This is a genomic window from Stenotrophomonas bentonitica, assembly GCF_002887735.1.
Lineage (GTDB): Bacteria > Pseudomonadota > Gammaproteobacteria > Xanthomonadales > Xanthomonadaceae > Stenotrophomonas > Stenotrophomonas bentonitica_A.
Genome location: NZ_PKQP01000005.1, coordinates 62836 through 77627 on the forward strand (window position 1 = coordinate 62836; position 14792 = coordinate 77627).

Genomic DNA, 14792 nt, shown 5'->3' on the forward strand with positions numbered 1-14792 from the left:
CTTGTTTCCGGAGGCTTCATGTCCCACGTCCTTGACGATGCTGCGCTCGATCAGTTGTTCCGTACCGCCCGCACCCAGAACGCCTTCCTTGATAAGCCGGTCGACGACAGCCAGCTGAAGGCGCTGTACGAGCTGCTCAAGTGGGGCCCGACCGCCGCCAACGGCAGCCCGGCGCGCTTCGTGTTCGTGAAATCCCCGGAAGCCAAGGCCAAGCTCGCCCCGGCCCTGTCGGAGGGCAACCACGACAAGACCCTGGCCGCCCCGGTCACGGTGATCGTCGCCTTCGACGAAGACTTCCACGAGAAGCTGCCGTTCCTGTTCCCGCACACCGATGCCAAGGCGTGGTTCGACGGCCCGCGTGAAGGTCGCACCGAAGGCGCGTTCCGCAATGGCAGCCTGCAGGGCGCCTACCTGATCCTGGCCGCGCGCGCGCTGGGTCTGGATGCCGGCCCGATGTCCGGGTTCGACAACGCCAAGGTCGACGAAGCCTTCTTCAAGGGCACCGCGATCAAGTCGAATTTCCTCGTCAACCTGGGGTACGGTGACGCCTCGGGCCTGTTCCCGCGGCTGCCTCGCCTGTCCTTCGACGAAGCGGCCCGCATCGCATAAGCGTTACCGCCGGATCGTGGCCCGTCCGTGCGGATGGGCTGCATGAATTTTTTTCTTTTCCCTTCGATTACGAGAGAGACCTGACATGACCGTGACCCGCAAACTGCTGCTGCCGCTCGCCCTGACCCTGGCCATCGCCGCCTGCTCCAAGCCGGCCGACGAAGCCGCTGCTCCGGCCGCTGACGCGCCGGCCGCCACCGAAACCGCCGCCCCGGCAGCAGACGCTGCGGCTGCCGCCCCGGCTGCCGATGCGATCCAGATCGCCTCGGGCACCTACAAGCTCGACCCGACCCACACCGACGTGCTGGTCCAGTGGAGCCACTTCGGCTTCTCGCACCCGACCGCCCACTTCGGCAGCGCCGAAGGCACCCTGGTGTATGACGCCGCTGACGTGACCAAGTCCACCGTGGAAGTGAAGCTGCCGCTGACCGGCCTGAACAGCTTCACCGCCAAGTTCGACGAGCACCTGAAGAGCGCCGATTTCTTCGACGCCGCCAAGTTCCCGGCCGCCACCTTCAAGAGCACCAAGGTGGAAGCCAACGGCACCAACAAGCTGACCGTCACTGGCGACCTGACCATCAAGGACATCACCAAGCCGGTGACCCTGGATGTCACCATCAACGGCGGCGGCGAGCACCCGATGGCCAAGGTGCCGGCAGCGGGCTTCGATGCCAGCACCACCATCAAGCGCAGCGATTTCGGCGTCGGCGCGTACGCCCCGAACGTCAGCGATGAAGTGAACATCCGCATCACCACCGAGGCGACTGGCGAAAAGCCGGCGGCCTGAGTTTCTCCTCACTCGTCGTGAGAAGGCAGAAAGCCCGCCAATTGGCGGGCTTTCTTTTAGGGCGAGCCGGCCAGCGGCCGGCACTACCGTTTCGGGTCAACCCGCCGCCACTTGCGCGATTACCTTGCCCAGCCACAGCGTGGTGAAATCGGTCGGCGTGCGCCGTGCCGGGGCGGTCAAGCCGCTCTCACGCAGGAAGGCATGGGTGGCCTGCGCATAGGCTTGGCGGGCCAGCAACGCGGCCTGCTTCACCGAGGCCTGCTGCTTGCGCAGCTGCACGATCTGCAGGCTCGGCTTACCGGGCATCGCGTACTTCTGATAACGGCGCAGCTCATCGGCGACCAGGTCGATATCGATGTTCGCCTGCACCAGCGCCGCCTGCGCACGGGCCAATGGCACCAGGGCGGTGCGCAGCGGGGCGATGTTCTCGCCCACGGAAGGCGCCAGCGCCGCCAGGGCGGCATCCAGCGCGGGATCGGCGCGTTCGGCGCGGTCGATCATATCGGTCAGTGCCGAAAGAGGAGAGGCTTGCATGAAAGGCACCGGCACAAAACGCGATTGTCGCATTCGCGGCCGGTGCCCGTCGCGGGCTCAGTCGTCGTGGTGCTCGCTGCCGTGCGCCTTCCAGTAGCCGGTGGAGCGGATCCAGTCCTTGGGCACGCCCAGGTGGCCCTCGATGTACTTGCGCATCATCCGGGCCCGGCGCGATTCGGCCGCGATCCAGTAGAAGGTGTCGCCGTCCGGTTCCTCGAAATCGGTCAGCACGTCTTCCAGCAGGGTGCTGGTGGCGGCGTCGAAGCCGTTGCGCTCCAGCCACGAGATGCGGATGCGGTCGTTCTCCGGCAACTCCTGGCGATCGCCGGATTCCGGGATCTCGATGTAGACATCGGCATTGGCGCCGTCCGGCAGCGTCTCCAGCCACCGGCCGATGGCCGGCAGCGCGGTCTCATCGCCGATCAGCACATAGGTGTCGAAGTCATCGGCGGTCATGTGCGAGCCACGCGGGCCGCCGACGGCGATCGCATCGCCCGGCTGCGCGTTGGCGGCCCAGGTCGAGGCCAGGCCGTCGCCATGCATGACGAAATCCAGCGCCAGCTCGTGGGTCTCCAGGTCCCACCAGCGCGGGGTGTAGTCGCGCGAGGGGGAGGGCGTCTGGCCGTCCGGATAGCGCGGGCCTTCCGGGGTCATCGTCGGGACCACGAACTGGCCCTCGGCGTTGGGGAAGAACAGCTTGACGTGGTCGTCCGGCGAGGGCGAATCGAAGCCTTCCAGCGCCTCGCCTCCGACGATCACGCGGCGCATGCACGGGCTGATCTCTTCGGTGCGCAGCACCTGCAGCGGGCGGAACTTCACGGTATGACGGAGCAGTCGGTTTTCATGCAGAGCCATGGGAATACCTGGATCAGTGCCGCAGCGCGGCGTTGAGAAAGAAGGACCTGGCGGGCGGTGGCTGGCTGGGTCTGAAACGAAGAGGGAAGGTCAGCGGCCCTGCGCACGGATGTGCGCGGCGGCCTCGCGCAGCGCTTCGGCCACGGCGGCGGCGTTGTCGTCCTGCCAGCGGCCGTGGCACAGGCCCAGCGCGTGCTTGAGCTCGCGCAGCGCATCGCGCACGGGCGGCGGCAGGTGGGCCTTGGTGATCGTGCGCGCGCTGTCGCGTACCCGGTGCACCGCGGCATCGACCTCGTCGCGCTGTGCCTCCAGCTCGGCCTGGCCCAGCGCGCTGAGCGCGTACCGCTTGCGCCCACCGTCCTCGACCGCGCCAACCCAGCCGGCCGCCTCGAACTGCGCCAGCACCGGGTAGATCGAGCCGGCGCTGGGCGTATAGACCCGCACGAACATGTCACTGATCAGCTGGATCAGCTCATAGCCGTGGCGCGGCTGGTCGGCGAGCAGCGACAGCACCAGCAGGCGCAGGTCGCCGCGGCTGAGCGGCCGGGCGGTCAGCGGGCGGGCAGGGCGGGCAGGGCGGGCAGGGCGGTCGAGGTCGCGCGGAGAGATCATTTCGATATATCGAATGCAGTGGCGGAACGATATATCGAAAACTCCGTTTCGACCAGCGCTCGCGCACGCATGGCAGGAATGCGTTCAGGTGAATCCAGCGTGCGACGGTGCGTGCTTGTGATGGAACACTGCGCGTGGTCTTAGGCCTCCAACGCGTCCGATGATCCACGCCGATGCGCGCTCAAACGCCCCGTCGCCGCGCACGATCCACGCCAATCGCCTGCGCCGCAGCGCCTGCGCTGTCCATCGGTGTCCTGCTGACGCGCCGGTGTCATCGCCGCCGGGCAGGCTGAAATGCAGCGTGGAACCTTCCGGCGCGGCCCTCGCGCTGTCGCGTGCTGTCCTTCCGGACACGCCTGGATGGTTCCATACGCAACCGTAGCGAAGTAAGCAAACCCCTTGGTGCGCTACACTTTGCGGCTAGAAATCTAAAACAGTCGCGCGCGTGCGTGCGGTCATGGGAGCGCAAATGAACTGGTTGAACGAGGTGCTGAACAACGACCCGAATCCTGTGGAAACCCAGGAATGGATCGAGTCGCTGAAGGCCGTTATTGATGTCGAGGGCCCCGAGCGCGCGCATCAGCTGTTGGAAGGCATGGTGGAACTGACCCGTCGTTCGGGTGCTTACCTGCCGTTCTCTCCCACCACCGAGTACGTGAACACCATCGCGCCGACCCTGGAGGCCAAGAGCCCGGGCAACGCCGAACTGGAATGGCGCATTCGTTCCATCATCCGCTGGAACGCGATGGCGACCGTCGTGCGCGCCAATCGCAAGCCGGGCGACCTGGGCGGCCACATCGCCTCCTTCGCCTCCGGCGCCACGCTGTATGACGTGGGCTTCAACCACTTCTGGCGCGCCCCGAGCGAAGACCACCCGGGCGACCTGCTCTTCATCCAGGGCCACAGCGCCCCGGGCATCTATGCGCGTTCCTTCCTGGAAGGCCGCATCGACGAAGCCCAGCTGGACAAGTTCCGCATGGAAGTCGACGGCGGTGGCCTCTCCAGCTACCCGCATCCGTGGCTGATGCCCGATTACTGGCAGACCCCGACCGTGTCGATGGGCCTGGGCCCGCTCGCGGCGATCTACCAGGCGCAGTTCCTGCGTTACCTGGAAAATCGTGGCCTGATCGAGAAGTCCGACCGCAAGGTGTGGTGCTTCATCGGCGACGGCGAGAGCGATGAGCCGGAAACCCTCGGCGCGATCGCGCTGGCCGGCCGCGAAGGCCTGGACAACCTGATCTTCGTGGTCAACTGCAACCTGCAGCGCCTCGACGGCCCGGTGCGTGGCAACGGCAAGATCATCCAGGAACTGGAAGGCGTCTTCCGCGGCGGCGGCTGGAATGTCATCAAGCTGCTGTGGGGCGGTTACTGGGATGCCCTGCTGGCCAAGGACACCAACGGCGTCCTGCGCAAGCTGATGATGGAAACCGTCGACGGCGAATACCAGAACTGCAAGGCCTTCGGCGGCGCGTATACCCGCGAGCATTTCTTCGGCAAGTACCCGGAGACCGCCGCGATGGTGGCCGGCCTGAGCGACGATGACATCTGGCGCCTCAACCGTGGCGGCCATGATCCGCACAAGGTGTATGCCGCGTACCACGAAGCGGTGAACACCAAGGGCATGCCCACCGTGATCCTGGCCAAGACGGTCAAGGGCTACGGCATGGGCAGCGCGGGCGAAGCACTGAACCCGACCCACCAGACCAAGAAGCTGGACGACGACGCCGTTCGCCACTTCCGCGACCGCTTCAACATCCCGGTGACCGACGCCCAGCTGGCCGACGGCCAAGTGCCGTTCTACCACCCGGGCCCGGATTCGCCGGAAGTGAAGTACCTGCAGGAACGCCGTGCCGCCCTGGGGGGCTACCTGCCGCAGCGCCGTCGCAAGGCCGAAAAGAGCTTCAACGCACCGAAGCTGGAAAGCTACGAGCGCCTGCTCAAGAGCAGCGGCGAGCGCAGCTACTCCACCACCATGGCCTTCGTGCAGAGCCTGAACATCACCCTGCGCGACAAGGAACTGGGCCCGCACATCGTGCCGATCGTGGCCGACGAAGCCCGTACCTTCGGTATGGAAGGCCTGTTCCGCCAGATCGGCATCTACGCGCCGTTCGGCCAGAAGTACAAGCCGGTCGATGCCGACCAGCTCATGTTCTACCGCGAAGACCAGAGCGGCCAGGTGCTGCAGCAGGGCATCAGCGAGCCGGGCGCCATCGCCTCGTGGATGGCCGCCGGCACCAGCTACTCGGTCAGCAACGTGCCGATGCTGCCGTTCTACATCTACTACAGCATGTTCGGCTTCCAGCGCGTGGGCGACCTTGCCTGGCAGGCCGCCGACATGCGCACCCGTGGCTTCCTGCTGGGTGGCACCGCCGGCCGCACCACGCTGAACGGTGAAGGCCTGCAGCACGAAGATGGCTTCAGCCATATCGTCGCCGGTGGCATTCCGAACGTGCGCAGCTATGACCCGACCTTCGGCTTCGAAGTGACGGTGATCCTGCAGCACGGCACCAAGGCCATGATGGAAGATCAGATTGATGAGTACTACTACATCACTCTGATGAACGAAAACTACACCCACCCGGAAATGCCGGAAGGCGCGGCCGAGGGCATCGTCAAGGGCATGTACCTGCTCACCGACGCCGGCAAGCCGAAGAAGGGCGAGCTGCGCGTGCAGCTGCTGGGTTCGGGCACCATCCTGCGCGAAGCCATTGCCGCAGCCGAGCTGCTGGACAAGGACTTCGGCGTGACCGCCGACATCTGGAGCTGCCCGAGCTTCAACGAACTGCGCCGCGACGGCTTCGACGTGGAGCGTTACAACCGCTTCCACCCGGAAGGCGAGCAGCGCAAGGCGTTCGTGACCGAGCTGCTGGAAGGCCGCCAGGGCCCGGCCATTGCCGCCACCGACTACGTGCGTGCGTACGCGGACCAGATCCGCTCGTTCGTGCCGATGTCGTACACGGTGCTGGGTACCGATGGCTTTGGTCGTTCGGATACCCGTGCCAACCTGCGTCGCTTCTTCGAGGTTGACCGGTACTACATCGCGCATGCCGCGATTGCGGCGCTGGCGAAGGAAGGGAAGATGACGGGTAAGGATGTGGCGCGGGCGATCAAGCAGTACAAGATTGATCCTGAGAAGGCCAATCCTGTCGGGGTTTGATTTCCAAATTTGCTCTGGCAAGATCTAGAAGAGGGGGCCGTTGGCCCCCTCTTCTATTGAATCAAAAATGACTCTTGGGAACTCGCCATCTGCGATAGCTGTAAGCATGCTTGCGCGCTTCGAGATCGACTTGGCCAAGCTGCCCAATAGCTAAATAAGGCGCATAAATTTGACGATCACAAGTGCCAACTGGGCACCTTCCACTCGCAAAGAGAGATCTTACAATTTACGCGGAGAGCTTGCTCCTCGCCAAGTAGGCGATCAAATTGTCGCCTACTGACATTACGCTCTCGTCGAAGTCGTGCGCTCTAAGGTGTTCATGGAAGAGGATGTTTCTCACACGGTATATCTTCTCTGCGAAGCTCTTGCCACTACGATCATCAGCCATGTCATCAAGCAGTCTGTCTAGTGCGGACTCTGTACTGCCACATGGCGGAGAGAGGATCTCTCTAATTCTAGGTAATTCCTGATAGGACTTTTTGAAATCGTCAACGATGTCGCGCAGAGTTGTGATATTCACGGGCGCGGCCGAATTTAGTTTCGCGCGTATTGCCTCGGATCGCACCTTAAAATCGAGTCCAATCAGCATTTCAATAATCTGGTAAGCGTAAAAGAATCTCAGCAGGGCGAATGAAGCGTAGGGGTATAGGTTGAAAAATACCGAGCTTGCATACTGGGAATCAATAACGGGATCCCTGACGGTAATTGTCTCGGGCGGAACGATGTCTATTCGGCAGTAGTCGCGAGACCCTCTGTGGCTATATATTCCATTCAGAAACAAGGAGGGATGAAATCTCGAGTGGTCCTCCTTGCCAATGACATCCTTCCATAATACAAGATAGGCATCTCCCTCAAGGAAAGGTATCTCGCCGGGCCTCTCAGCTTCAACAGAACTGGAGGACATAGAGAAGTCTCCATTAAATGACCGAGCGCACACCTCTAAAGCCGCAATGAGGCTATATGCCGCATAGTGCGGGTCGGAGTTGCGCGGATGTTGGGGTGACAAGAGAGCCTGCCCCGGAATAACAAACCCGGCTGTCCTTCCCTTGTACTTAATCGTCGAAACGGATTGCTCTGGCAGTTCTGCCGAAGAGGACACAGCGACGACTAGATACTCATTTGCGCAAGCCTTGGCAACTAAGGCTTGGTTGAGATCCTCAGGGACATCGCGAGAGATTACGGAGCCGTCTCTTCGCTTAAATCGCAACTCCTTGACCTTGAACATAATTAAATGCCGATTCTCAAGCTGCTAGTCATCGCCTCGGACTCGGATTTAACTAAATTCATAAATGAACCAGAGCTGGGGCTAACCAAAGCCCTAAAGAACTGGCGAAAATACAAGCGCTGAGCATTGCCAATACGCTTGGCCCTTGAATTCAGTGTTGAGATGGATCTGTTCAGCGAGAGCATAAACTCATCTCCATCACCGCCAATCTCTAGGGTTGAAAAATCGAGCAAGGAGAGAGACACGTCGTCACCAGCATCCCGGAGTATTGATACTGAGGCTCCAAATCCGGATAGAGCCTGCGGTCTTTTGAAAGCGCGAAGGCCGGTCGAGCCCCAGTTGCGGGGCGATGCATTTCCATCTTCGTCCCCGCGCAGGTCCTCTTCCAAATCGTCATCTGGAAGTCTCAGGGCTAGCCCGTCGATGGCGACAATAAACCTGTCCCACGCAAGAATAAAGTCGCGAAACAGATCCTTATCTCTTGTTTCCTTCGAGATATTCTCTAGGCTGGTAATGTTGTCGAGGATCTCGCCTCGATCAAGGGGCGATTCACTCCTTGCTATGTACGCATTGAATCCGTCGATGGCATCTTTAAAGCTGTAGGCGCTCAAAGCCCTGCTGGTCTTTTCTGGTTCACGGAGCAGCTGAACGTGCTCAATCCTTGTGTCTAGAAAATCTATGTACATTATCTCGACCTGGTGCCGCAATGACATTGTGGTCTGGCCGGTATTCAACGTCAGCATTCTATATAGAATTCCAAGACGATCGATCCCTTGATAGATCTCGCACCGGATACGTCTTTTCATGAAGGTCGTCAAGACCTCTGGATCCTCAATCTCGCTTCGAAGGTCCAACAGGGTGTATGTGCGCTGGAGGCCATCCAAGAGTGAAAAATGAGTTTTCTCTTCATGGAAGGCTTTCATTGGATTGCTTGCGAAGTCACCTCCATCTTTTGTATACGCCAAGACGATCGGTGGGATAACGCATCCTTCGAGGAAGTCTCGCTTTAGTAACGAGTAGACCGTCTTGGAACCTCTAACCCTCTTTCGTTGAAAGGGGTTTGAATTTATCAAGTGCTCCGCCAGAACCAGATACTGCTGGACTTCCATCTCAACGAGTATGCTCTTCGCTCTAACTTTGTGGTCTTCAAGTACTGATTTAACTTCCATGGCTGATGATTCCGGTTAGTCTCAAGCTTGGAGGGCTTATTGCTGCTGCGCACATGCGGAGGAGATAAATCTCAAAATCTTCACCTCAGTTCAGGGATTGATTTTCCAATGTCACTAAGCCGAATGCTCTTCAAGCCGAGCCAGCACTCTTCTTTTTTTGCCCACTCGCTGATCATCTTTCCCTTGGCGGAGGCATGAAGTGCTGCATTCACCTCCTTCGCCCAAACTCGGATCTGATCTTTGAAGCTCTCTGAGAGGCCTTGTTGCTCCCAAACTCGCATCAGATCAACTCCTGAACCATGCTGCTGGGACAGAAGAGCAACCAAGTAGATAGCAACGTTGCCTTGGAATGCAGGAAACAGTGGCCGAACGAGCGACTGAATCTGCTTGAAAATGATGACCTTCGCAATCATCTGCTTGAACCCTATTGCATCCGGGACCGCAGATTCTCCCCTCTCTTCGCGCTCTCTAACATCGTCCATGAAGCGTGCGAAGTTCTTTTGCCCACCGAGACTCGCTTGGTCAGGTCGTCCATCCCAAGAGTTCAAGAACTTAGCAAGGTCTGTCTTGACTAGGCGACGCGAAGGAGGAATGACTAAGGTTTTGAGTGTCCGATACTTCGCAGCCGTGCTGCCCTCTCGCGCCAACTTGGTGTTGTAACTGCCGGAGGCACGCTCATAGAACCAGCGGCCGACACCATCTGGGAGGTAGACGCTGTCAGACAGTTTCTCGAGCTCAACGTGGAATGGTGAGTTGGCAGAAAGGTCAGACTGCTTGACAGTGTTCTGGCTGTTCGCGAACCGCGAGATGTCGCTGATAAGCGCCTCTTCCGCAGCGGAGTTGTCCGTCTTGAGGATCACAACCTTGGCTGGCACCTGGACCTTGGACAAATCGGTGTCTGCGAACTTCTTCTTGGTGAAGTATATAGATGCAGTCGTCTGGCCACCGTTAACGATCTGCATGCCCTTCAGCCATGCAATACCAGGGCCACCATCGCTGGTTTTTCCTAGGCTGACTTCGTCGGCAACCACCACAATGCCATTGTTGTAGGCCACGAACTTCTCAGGCTCTGAGCGCAACGTGGCTTGGATACCCTTGTTCACCTTTCCAGTGGCGCTCAGGAACGAGCGCACATTTGCTTCAAGAAGACGGGCGCCGTACTTGTCATACAGGTGGCGAAGCACGTCGGCCGGGAATACCGTCATCGCGTAGTCATAGCTGTCCTCCTCGCCCCGGATATAGACGCACGGGAGCGGGGTGCCTGCCACTTCTGCAAAATTGACTACCAGCTCGTCCCTCGGCTTTCCCTCTGACAGGTGGCGGTTGAGCCTCTCGATGTCCATCACCTCAAGTCGTACGGTCCGGCCTCCGACCTCCTGCGACTTGAAGTTCTTGGTCTTTACCTGGCCATCCGTCAGCACGTAGATCCGGATTTCCTCGAAGTCCCGATAGCCACGTTCAATGTGCACCGCGAGTTCGTACGCATCGTTCGATGGATCGAGCGTCTTCGTCATTTTTCCCTGGGCAGATTGGGAAAGAAACCGGAAGCAGTACTCCGCTGCTTGCTTTGCTTCAGAGTCCGGGACGGCCTGGACCGTGTCCGAATCCTTGTAGGACGTCACGAACAGGTCAAGGCGTTCCCCGTCCTCAGAGATGGAGTATCCGCTTAGCCTGATGTTTCCCACATGGACGCGCGTATCAACGTGGCAGACCTGTGGCTCGTACGTCATGCCCACTTCTTCCATGTGGCGCATCGTAATTTCGGCGAAAACCAGCTCCGGATAGGGATAGGCGGCCCCCGAAACGGACATGCGATCCTCTATTTCATCCTGTACTTCCGCGCGAATCTGCGAAAGGAAATCGGTCAATTCCATTGATTCTTCACTCCAAGACTAGTCGAAATTTCAGCGTAAGTGGACGCCGCAATCGGAAATGCATCCAGATCGAGCGAGTAACGTGCCTCATGGATTGCTGCGGGCACGCTGGAACGAGTGAGGCGAGGCGAGTCAGCGCATACGATTCGATATGTGAGCTCACTGGACCGGAAGCGCCTTGTGTACTCGGCTCGAGTCATGTCCATGTAGCCAGCCGAGACGAGCCGACTGTTCAGCAAGGCAGATGCGCCAGGATCGTGGATTCGTCCAGCCACTTGGTCAATTAGGTCGGGAAGGGTTGATCCCTCACTCAGTTGAACCAGACGAACCGCCGCAACAAAGAGGGGCTGGTGCAGGCTGTCATCCAACTGATCAAGGTTGGAAATCCTTGCGATAAATCCTGCCGGGGCCAGGGTTGTCTTCACTTCGATTGCACCATCACCAAGCAGGAAGTCGTGTAGCCCGTCGTCAGGCCCGGCCCAGCTGTCGAGAGCGTCGAATTCTGAAACTCCATCGTCCAGAAGGTTTTGAAGAACCAAGAGTTCTCCAAAGAGCCCAATCTCTTCCTCCGTGGAAAGAACGCCATCACTGTCGCGCTTCATGAAGGCTTGCCAGGCACGGATCCTGGAAATCATTGCACTATGAATCCGTAAGCCGTCCTGAGCGGACGTGCTCTCCATCAGGTTCACCAGATCTACCGCCACTTTGGTAAAGAGCTCAAGCGATCCCGACTCCTGTCGAACCAGGGCAAACCACGAATGGCCTGCAGGGTGGCCCTGAAGCTCTGTGCTTATGAGGCTGAACCCCTGGCCGCGTGGCAGCTGAAATGGTTGGGATGGCACGTTTCCCTTGACGCCGACCAAGACGCTCTCTTCATTCCGCGCACCACGACGGCCTGCCATGACGCAGCAGTTGCCGATGCTGAAAAGCTCGATAACCTTCCAGCCATCCCCTGTGGCAAGGCCGCTCAAGGCGCGCCACGCGGCGACCAGCTCTGTGTCACTGCTGGAGCTGAGCATTCATATCCTCCCAGCCGATGCTGTTGATGACGTACTCGGGGATGTCGGAATACTCGCTCTCCCAACCGACGTTGTTCACCTTGTAGGGAACCTTGATATCCGAGCTGCTTCCAGGGAAGCTCACGGCAAATGCCAAGACGGGTGGGGCGCCTGCAAGGTTCTTCGGGCGCTCCCAATCTGCCCCTATCTTGGCGCCCGCACGAGCTGGATCAAGAACATACAGAATCAGCAGGCCCTTCTCTGGCTCCGCCGTCACGGTCGAAGTTCCCTTGCCTCGAACTCGGCGCAGCGCCACGCCACTGGGGGTGTCCGGAGCCGAAGCACTTTTCTTCTCCTCCTTCTTCTCCCAAGTGGACACGGTGAGCGCGAGCGCGGCGTCCCATTGATCCTGGCTCACGTCAATTGACTCGTCGGTCGGATCAAGGAGGACGCCAATCGAGTACCGGCTCCCCTCCATCGAATCCGCCTTTCTGCGCGCCATGCCAACACTAATCCCTGGAGCAAGCTCATAGGGCTCACCCGATTGAGTCCCCAGAACAGCCACTGTCCACTCCGTGAGCTCGTTTGTTTCCGCCATCTTGCGGATGAACTGAGCAAGCACGTTGCTGTTCACCCGGTGGGCGGCTGACAGTGTGCTGTAGCTGTCAAGGAAGTCGACTACGGTTGTGAAGTCGACACCTCGCCAGAGATGCCCCTGCCATTCCTTGGAGCCCCCTTGGAATGCCGCCTTTATGGGGTTGCTCTCCTCAGGCTTTCCCATTTGCACGGCAAGCCGATTACCTGCATCCAGGTTTCGATTCAGAGTCGGTTGATCAGTCGGGAAGCTGACTGTCTGAACAAGCTCTCCACTGTACGAAAGGTGCAGTGTCTTCGCGCTCCGCATCTTGATCTGCGACGTAACCATCATCTCGGGATGCGACTGGACCTTCAGCCCAAACTCCCTCGGCGTGGCCCCAGAATTGGCCATGAGATCGAACTCTTCTCTCAGCTCTGCTGATGCATCAGAGATATGCTTGAACCAGCGGATGAGGTCCGGGGATGTATAGAGACGGCAGAGATCAAGGTAGCCCGGACGGTATCCGAACCACCGACCCATCTGCATCAGCGTGTCGTACATCTTTGATGCGCGCAGGAAGTAGCTGGTGCAGAGGCCTTCCAGCGTAAGGCCGCGTGCAAGCTTGTCGCCACCGATAGCGATGACTTTGAGGCCTCGATCCTTGTTCTGCTCGTAATCCAAGGCATCCTTGGCAGTTCCGTTGATCATTCGCACTTCGATGTCATCGAGTACTCCCGGCAGCGCAGACGCGATGTCTTGCCAAGTAGCATCTGCACTGGGAAGGTCACCCAACCCAAGCTCACGAACCGCGGCAGAAGCAGGAAGGAAGTCACGATTCCACAGCTCCTGCAGACTGGATAGAACGTCGGCGTGGTCGATCCCGCGCCCAATCGCCTGTCGGGCATGCTTGACGTAATCGTCAATGTCAGCCTTTACCACCTTCTGGACGTTGTTGAATCGTGTGACGTGAACGAGCATCGAGCTATGCTTCCTTCCTTGGCCACGGAGCTTCCTGACAGTGCATGCCAGGATAAAGGAGTCGACTGCCTCTCTTAGACTTGGTGGCAGCGCGTGCTCATTGCTCCACACCGGAACATGATCGATCTTGTGGCCCGTCGGCATCCATCCCGTTGTCTTGTCGTCTGACTGGTAGTCGCCCACCGGTTGGGTCAGAGGAAGCTGTCCCTTGCGACCCTCCGGGGACGCGCGCCCAAACATCGTCGTAGGGCCAACGTAATTGTCCGGTGCCGCCAGGTTCTGGATGAAGGCGGATGGGAAGAGATCAGGACCTTCGTTGCGTGTCTCACCGCGTTCATGAATGAAGATGTTTGCGAAAGGCGTGGCGGTGTAGCCCACGTACGCTGAGCGCGAGAATGAATTCAGTATGCGCCGGATCAGTTTGTTGATCGCTGTTGGATCATGTTCCTCATCGGGCTTTCCTTCTTCGTCGACTACCTCTTCACCAGTGTCAACTGAGGCATTGTCAGCTTCGTCATCAATGATGAGCAATGGGAACTTGGTCGCCCTTCTGGCCACGATGGGGAGCTCTTTCGTGTTCGAGGAGGCGGGCTCCGCGCCTGGAACAGGAGCGTCCGCGACGTGCGTCTGAATCCACCTGAGAAGCCTGGCAAGTACCGATTTGTTCTTCTTGACGACAAACAGCCAAGGCCGCTGTTCGGGGCTGATCGAAAACTGCTTTCCAGCTGACTCACCAAAATCACCGTTGTCAGCTCGTGTTGTAGTGCAATTGGGCTTGATGGACAGGTCACTGTCGATCAAGCCGACGCCCACGCGCTTGAGCACATCATGCGTAGAGTTGGTCTCATACCCGAGGAAGCCTTCCTCTAGGCGTATCTGGGTCTGGGATCGCAGGTTTTTATGTAGGCCGGCGAGGACGATGATTATCTTGTACTGCGCATCCGCCGCCTTGCATACAAGGCCGGTGTAGCTCGCTGTCTTGCCTGACTGCACGTGCCCGACAACAAGCCCCCGGCGACTCCACTGGCCTTCACGCAGAGGATCCTCAAGCATCCCTAGAATCTTGTCAGTTGATTTGTCCAGGTTGTCAGCGATATCCCAGGACAAGTCCTTCTCGATCATCTCCCGATACCGCTGCCAGTAGCGCCAGTCCTCTTTCCTGGAGGAGTCGAGCCAGGGTTCATGGCCACGATCGTCGGAGAGACTGATGTCATCACCGATCCATACACTGAATCGTCGGATGAGCTCGTCCGTAACAGCGTCACGATCAAGATCGGCTGCCCACTTTCGATTCATCATCAGCACCAGGCTGATCTTCTCGTCAATCAACGTGGGAGTGATAGGTCCTGAATCCTTCTCGCCAGCCAGAAGCTCCTGGACAATCTTGATAACGCTGCTTTCGCTTGAGTCACTCATG

At 59.2% G+C, this 14792-nt stretch carries 11 protein-coding genes; 3 read left to right on the plus strand and 8 right to left on the minus strand.

The window, feature by feature from the left end; genetic code table 11:
• Positions 1-18 precede the first annotated feature (18 nt).
• A complete protein-coding gene (locus C0R07_RS11165; protein WP_088434587.1) occupies positions 19-609 on the plus strand; it encodes a malonic semialdehyde reductase in 591 nt (196 codons plus the stop codon).
• An 85-nt stretch (positions 610-694) separates the two neighbouring features.
• Positions 695-1396: a YceI family protein gene (locus C0R07_RS11170; protein ID WP_102788930.1), complete on the plus strand. Its 702-nt coding sequence runs from the start codon at positions 695-697 to the stop codon at positions 1394-1396.
• A gap of 96 nt (positions 1397-1492) precedes the next feature.
• On the opposite strand, the gene C0R07_RS11175 is transcribed toward C0R07_RS11170, so the two are convergent.
• The 3 genes from C0R07_RS11175 to C0R07_RS11185 form a co-directional block, all read right to left on the minus strand.
• The gene (locus C0R07_RS11175) at positions 1493-1930 is read right to left on the minus strand and encodes a hypothetical protein (RefSeq protein ID WP_146027600.1); all 438 of its coding nucleotides are present in this window, start codon (positions 1928-1930) and stop codon (positions 1493-1495) included.
• A 57-nt stretch (positions 1931-1987) separates the two neighbouring features.
• Positions 1988-2785 (minus strand): siderophore-interacting protein, encoded by a 798-nt coding sequence (locus C0R07_RS11180; protein WP_102788932.1) that lies wholly within the window; start codon positions 2783-2785, stop codon positions 1988-1990.
• A gap of 90 nt (positions 2786-2875) precedes the next feature.
• Positions 2876-3397 carry a PadR family transcriptional regulator gene (locus tag C0R07_RS11185; protein WP_102788933.1) on the minus strand — a complete coding sequence of 174 codons (522 nt, stop codon included), beginning with the start codon at positions 3395-3397 and terminating at the stop codon, positions 2876-2878.
• A gap of 469 nt (positions 3398-3866) precedes the next feature.
• On the opposite strand from C0R07_RS11185, the gene aceE reads away from it, so the two are divergent.
• The gene (aceE, locus tag C0R07_RS11190; RefSeq protein WP_102788934.1) at positions 3867-6554 is read left to right on the plus strand and encodes a pyruvate dehydrogenase (acetyl-transferring), homodimeric type; all 2688 of its coding nucleotides are present in this window, start codon (positions 3867-3869) and stop codon (positions 6552-6554) included.
• 226 nt (positions 6555-6780) lie between these two features.
• Here aceE and C0R07_RS11195 read toward each other — a convergent pair whose 3' ends face one another.
• The 5 genes from C0R07_RS11195 to C0R07_RS11215 all read right to left on the minus strand — a co-directional run bounded on the left by C0R07_RS11195 (position 6781) and on the right by C0R07_RS11215 (position 14791).
• Entirely contained in the window at positions 6781-7779 is a 999-nt protein-coding gene (locus C0R07_RS11195) for a hypothetical protein (RefSeq protein WP_146027601.1), read from the minus strand.
• A gap of 2 nt (positions 7780-7781) precedes the next feature.
• Complete coding sequence (locus C0R07_RS11200; protein WP_146027602.1) at positions 7782-8948, minus strand: hypothetical protein; 1167 nt, start codon at positions 8946-8948, stop codon at positions 7782-7784.
• Positions 8949-9028: 80 nt separating this feature from the next.
• A complete protein-coding gene (locus tag C0R07_RS11205) occupies positions 9029-10822 on the minus strand; it encodes an AIPR family protein (RefSeq protein ID WP_102788937.1) in 1794 nt (597 codons plus the stop codon).
• Entirely contained in the window at positions 10813-11841 is a 1029-nt protein-coding gene (locus C0R07_RS11210; protein WP_102788938.1) for a PD-(D/E)XK motif protein, read from the minus strand. Before C0R07_RS11210 ends, C0R07_RS11205 begins: the two co-directional genes overlap by 10 nt.
• Entirely contained in the window at positions 11822-14791 is a 2970-nt protein-coding gene (locus tag C0R07_RS11215) for a Z1 domain-containing protein (protein WP_102788939.1), read from the minus strand. Before C0R07_RS11215 ends, C0R07_RS11210 begins: the two co-directional genes overlap by 20 nt.
• Position 14792 lies beyond the last annotated feature (1 nt).

Excerpts from the sequence above, each read along its gene's own strand:
- C0R07_RS11165 (WP_088434587.1), top strand. The coding sequence starts at position 19 with ATGTCCCACGTCCTTGACGATGCTGCGCTCGATCAGTTGTTCCGTACC.
- C0R07_RS11170 (WP_102788930.1), top strand. The coding sequence starts at position 695 with ATGACCGTGACCCGCAAACTGCTGCTGCCGCTCGCCCTGACCCTGGCC.
- C0R07_RS11175 (WP_146027600.1), bottom strand. The coding sequence starts at position 1,930 with ATGCAAGCCTCTCCTCTTTCGGCACTGACCGATATGATCGACCGCGCC.
- C0R07_RS11180 (WP_102788932.1), bottom strand. The coding sequence starts at position 2,785 with ATGGCTCTGCATGAAAACCGACTGCTCCGTCATACCGTGAAGTTCCGC.
- C0R07_RS11185 (WP_102788933.1), bottom strand. The coding sequence starts at position 3,397 with ATGATCTCTCCGCGCGACCTCGACCGCCCTGCCCGCCCTGCCCGCCCT.
- aceE (WP_102788934.1), top strand. The coding sequence starts at position 3,867 with ATGAACTGGTTGAACGAGGTGCTGAACAACGACCCGAATCCTGTGGAA.
- C0R07_RS11195 (WP_146027601.1), bottom strand. The coding sequence starts at position 7,779 with ATGTTCAAGGTCAAGGAGTTGCGATTTAAGCGAAGAGACGGCTCCGTA.
- C0R07_RS11200 (WP_146027602.1), bottom strand. The coding sequence starts at position 8,948 with ATGGAAGTTAAATCAGTACTTGAAGACCACAAAGTTAGAGCGAAGAGC.
- C0R07_RS11205 (WP_102788937.1), bottom strand. The coding sequence starts at position 10,822 with ATGGAATTGACCGATTTCCTTTCGCAGATTCGCGCGGAAGTACAGGAT.
- C0R07_RS11210 (WP_102788938.1), bottom strand. The coding sequence starts at position 11,841 with ATGCTCAGCTCCAGCAGTGACACAGAGCTGGTCGCCGCGTGGCGCGCC.
- C0R07_RS11215 (WP_102788939.1), bottom strand. The coding sequence starts at position 14,791 with ATGAGTGACTCAAGCGAAAGCAGCGTTATCAAGATTGTCCAGGAGCTT.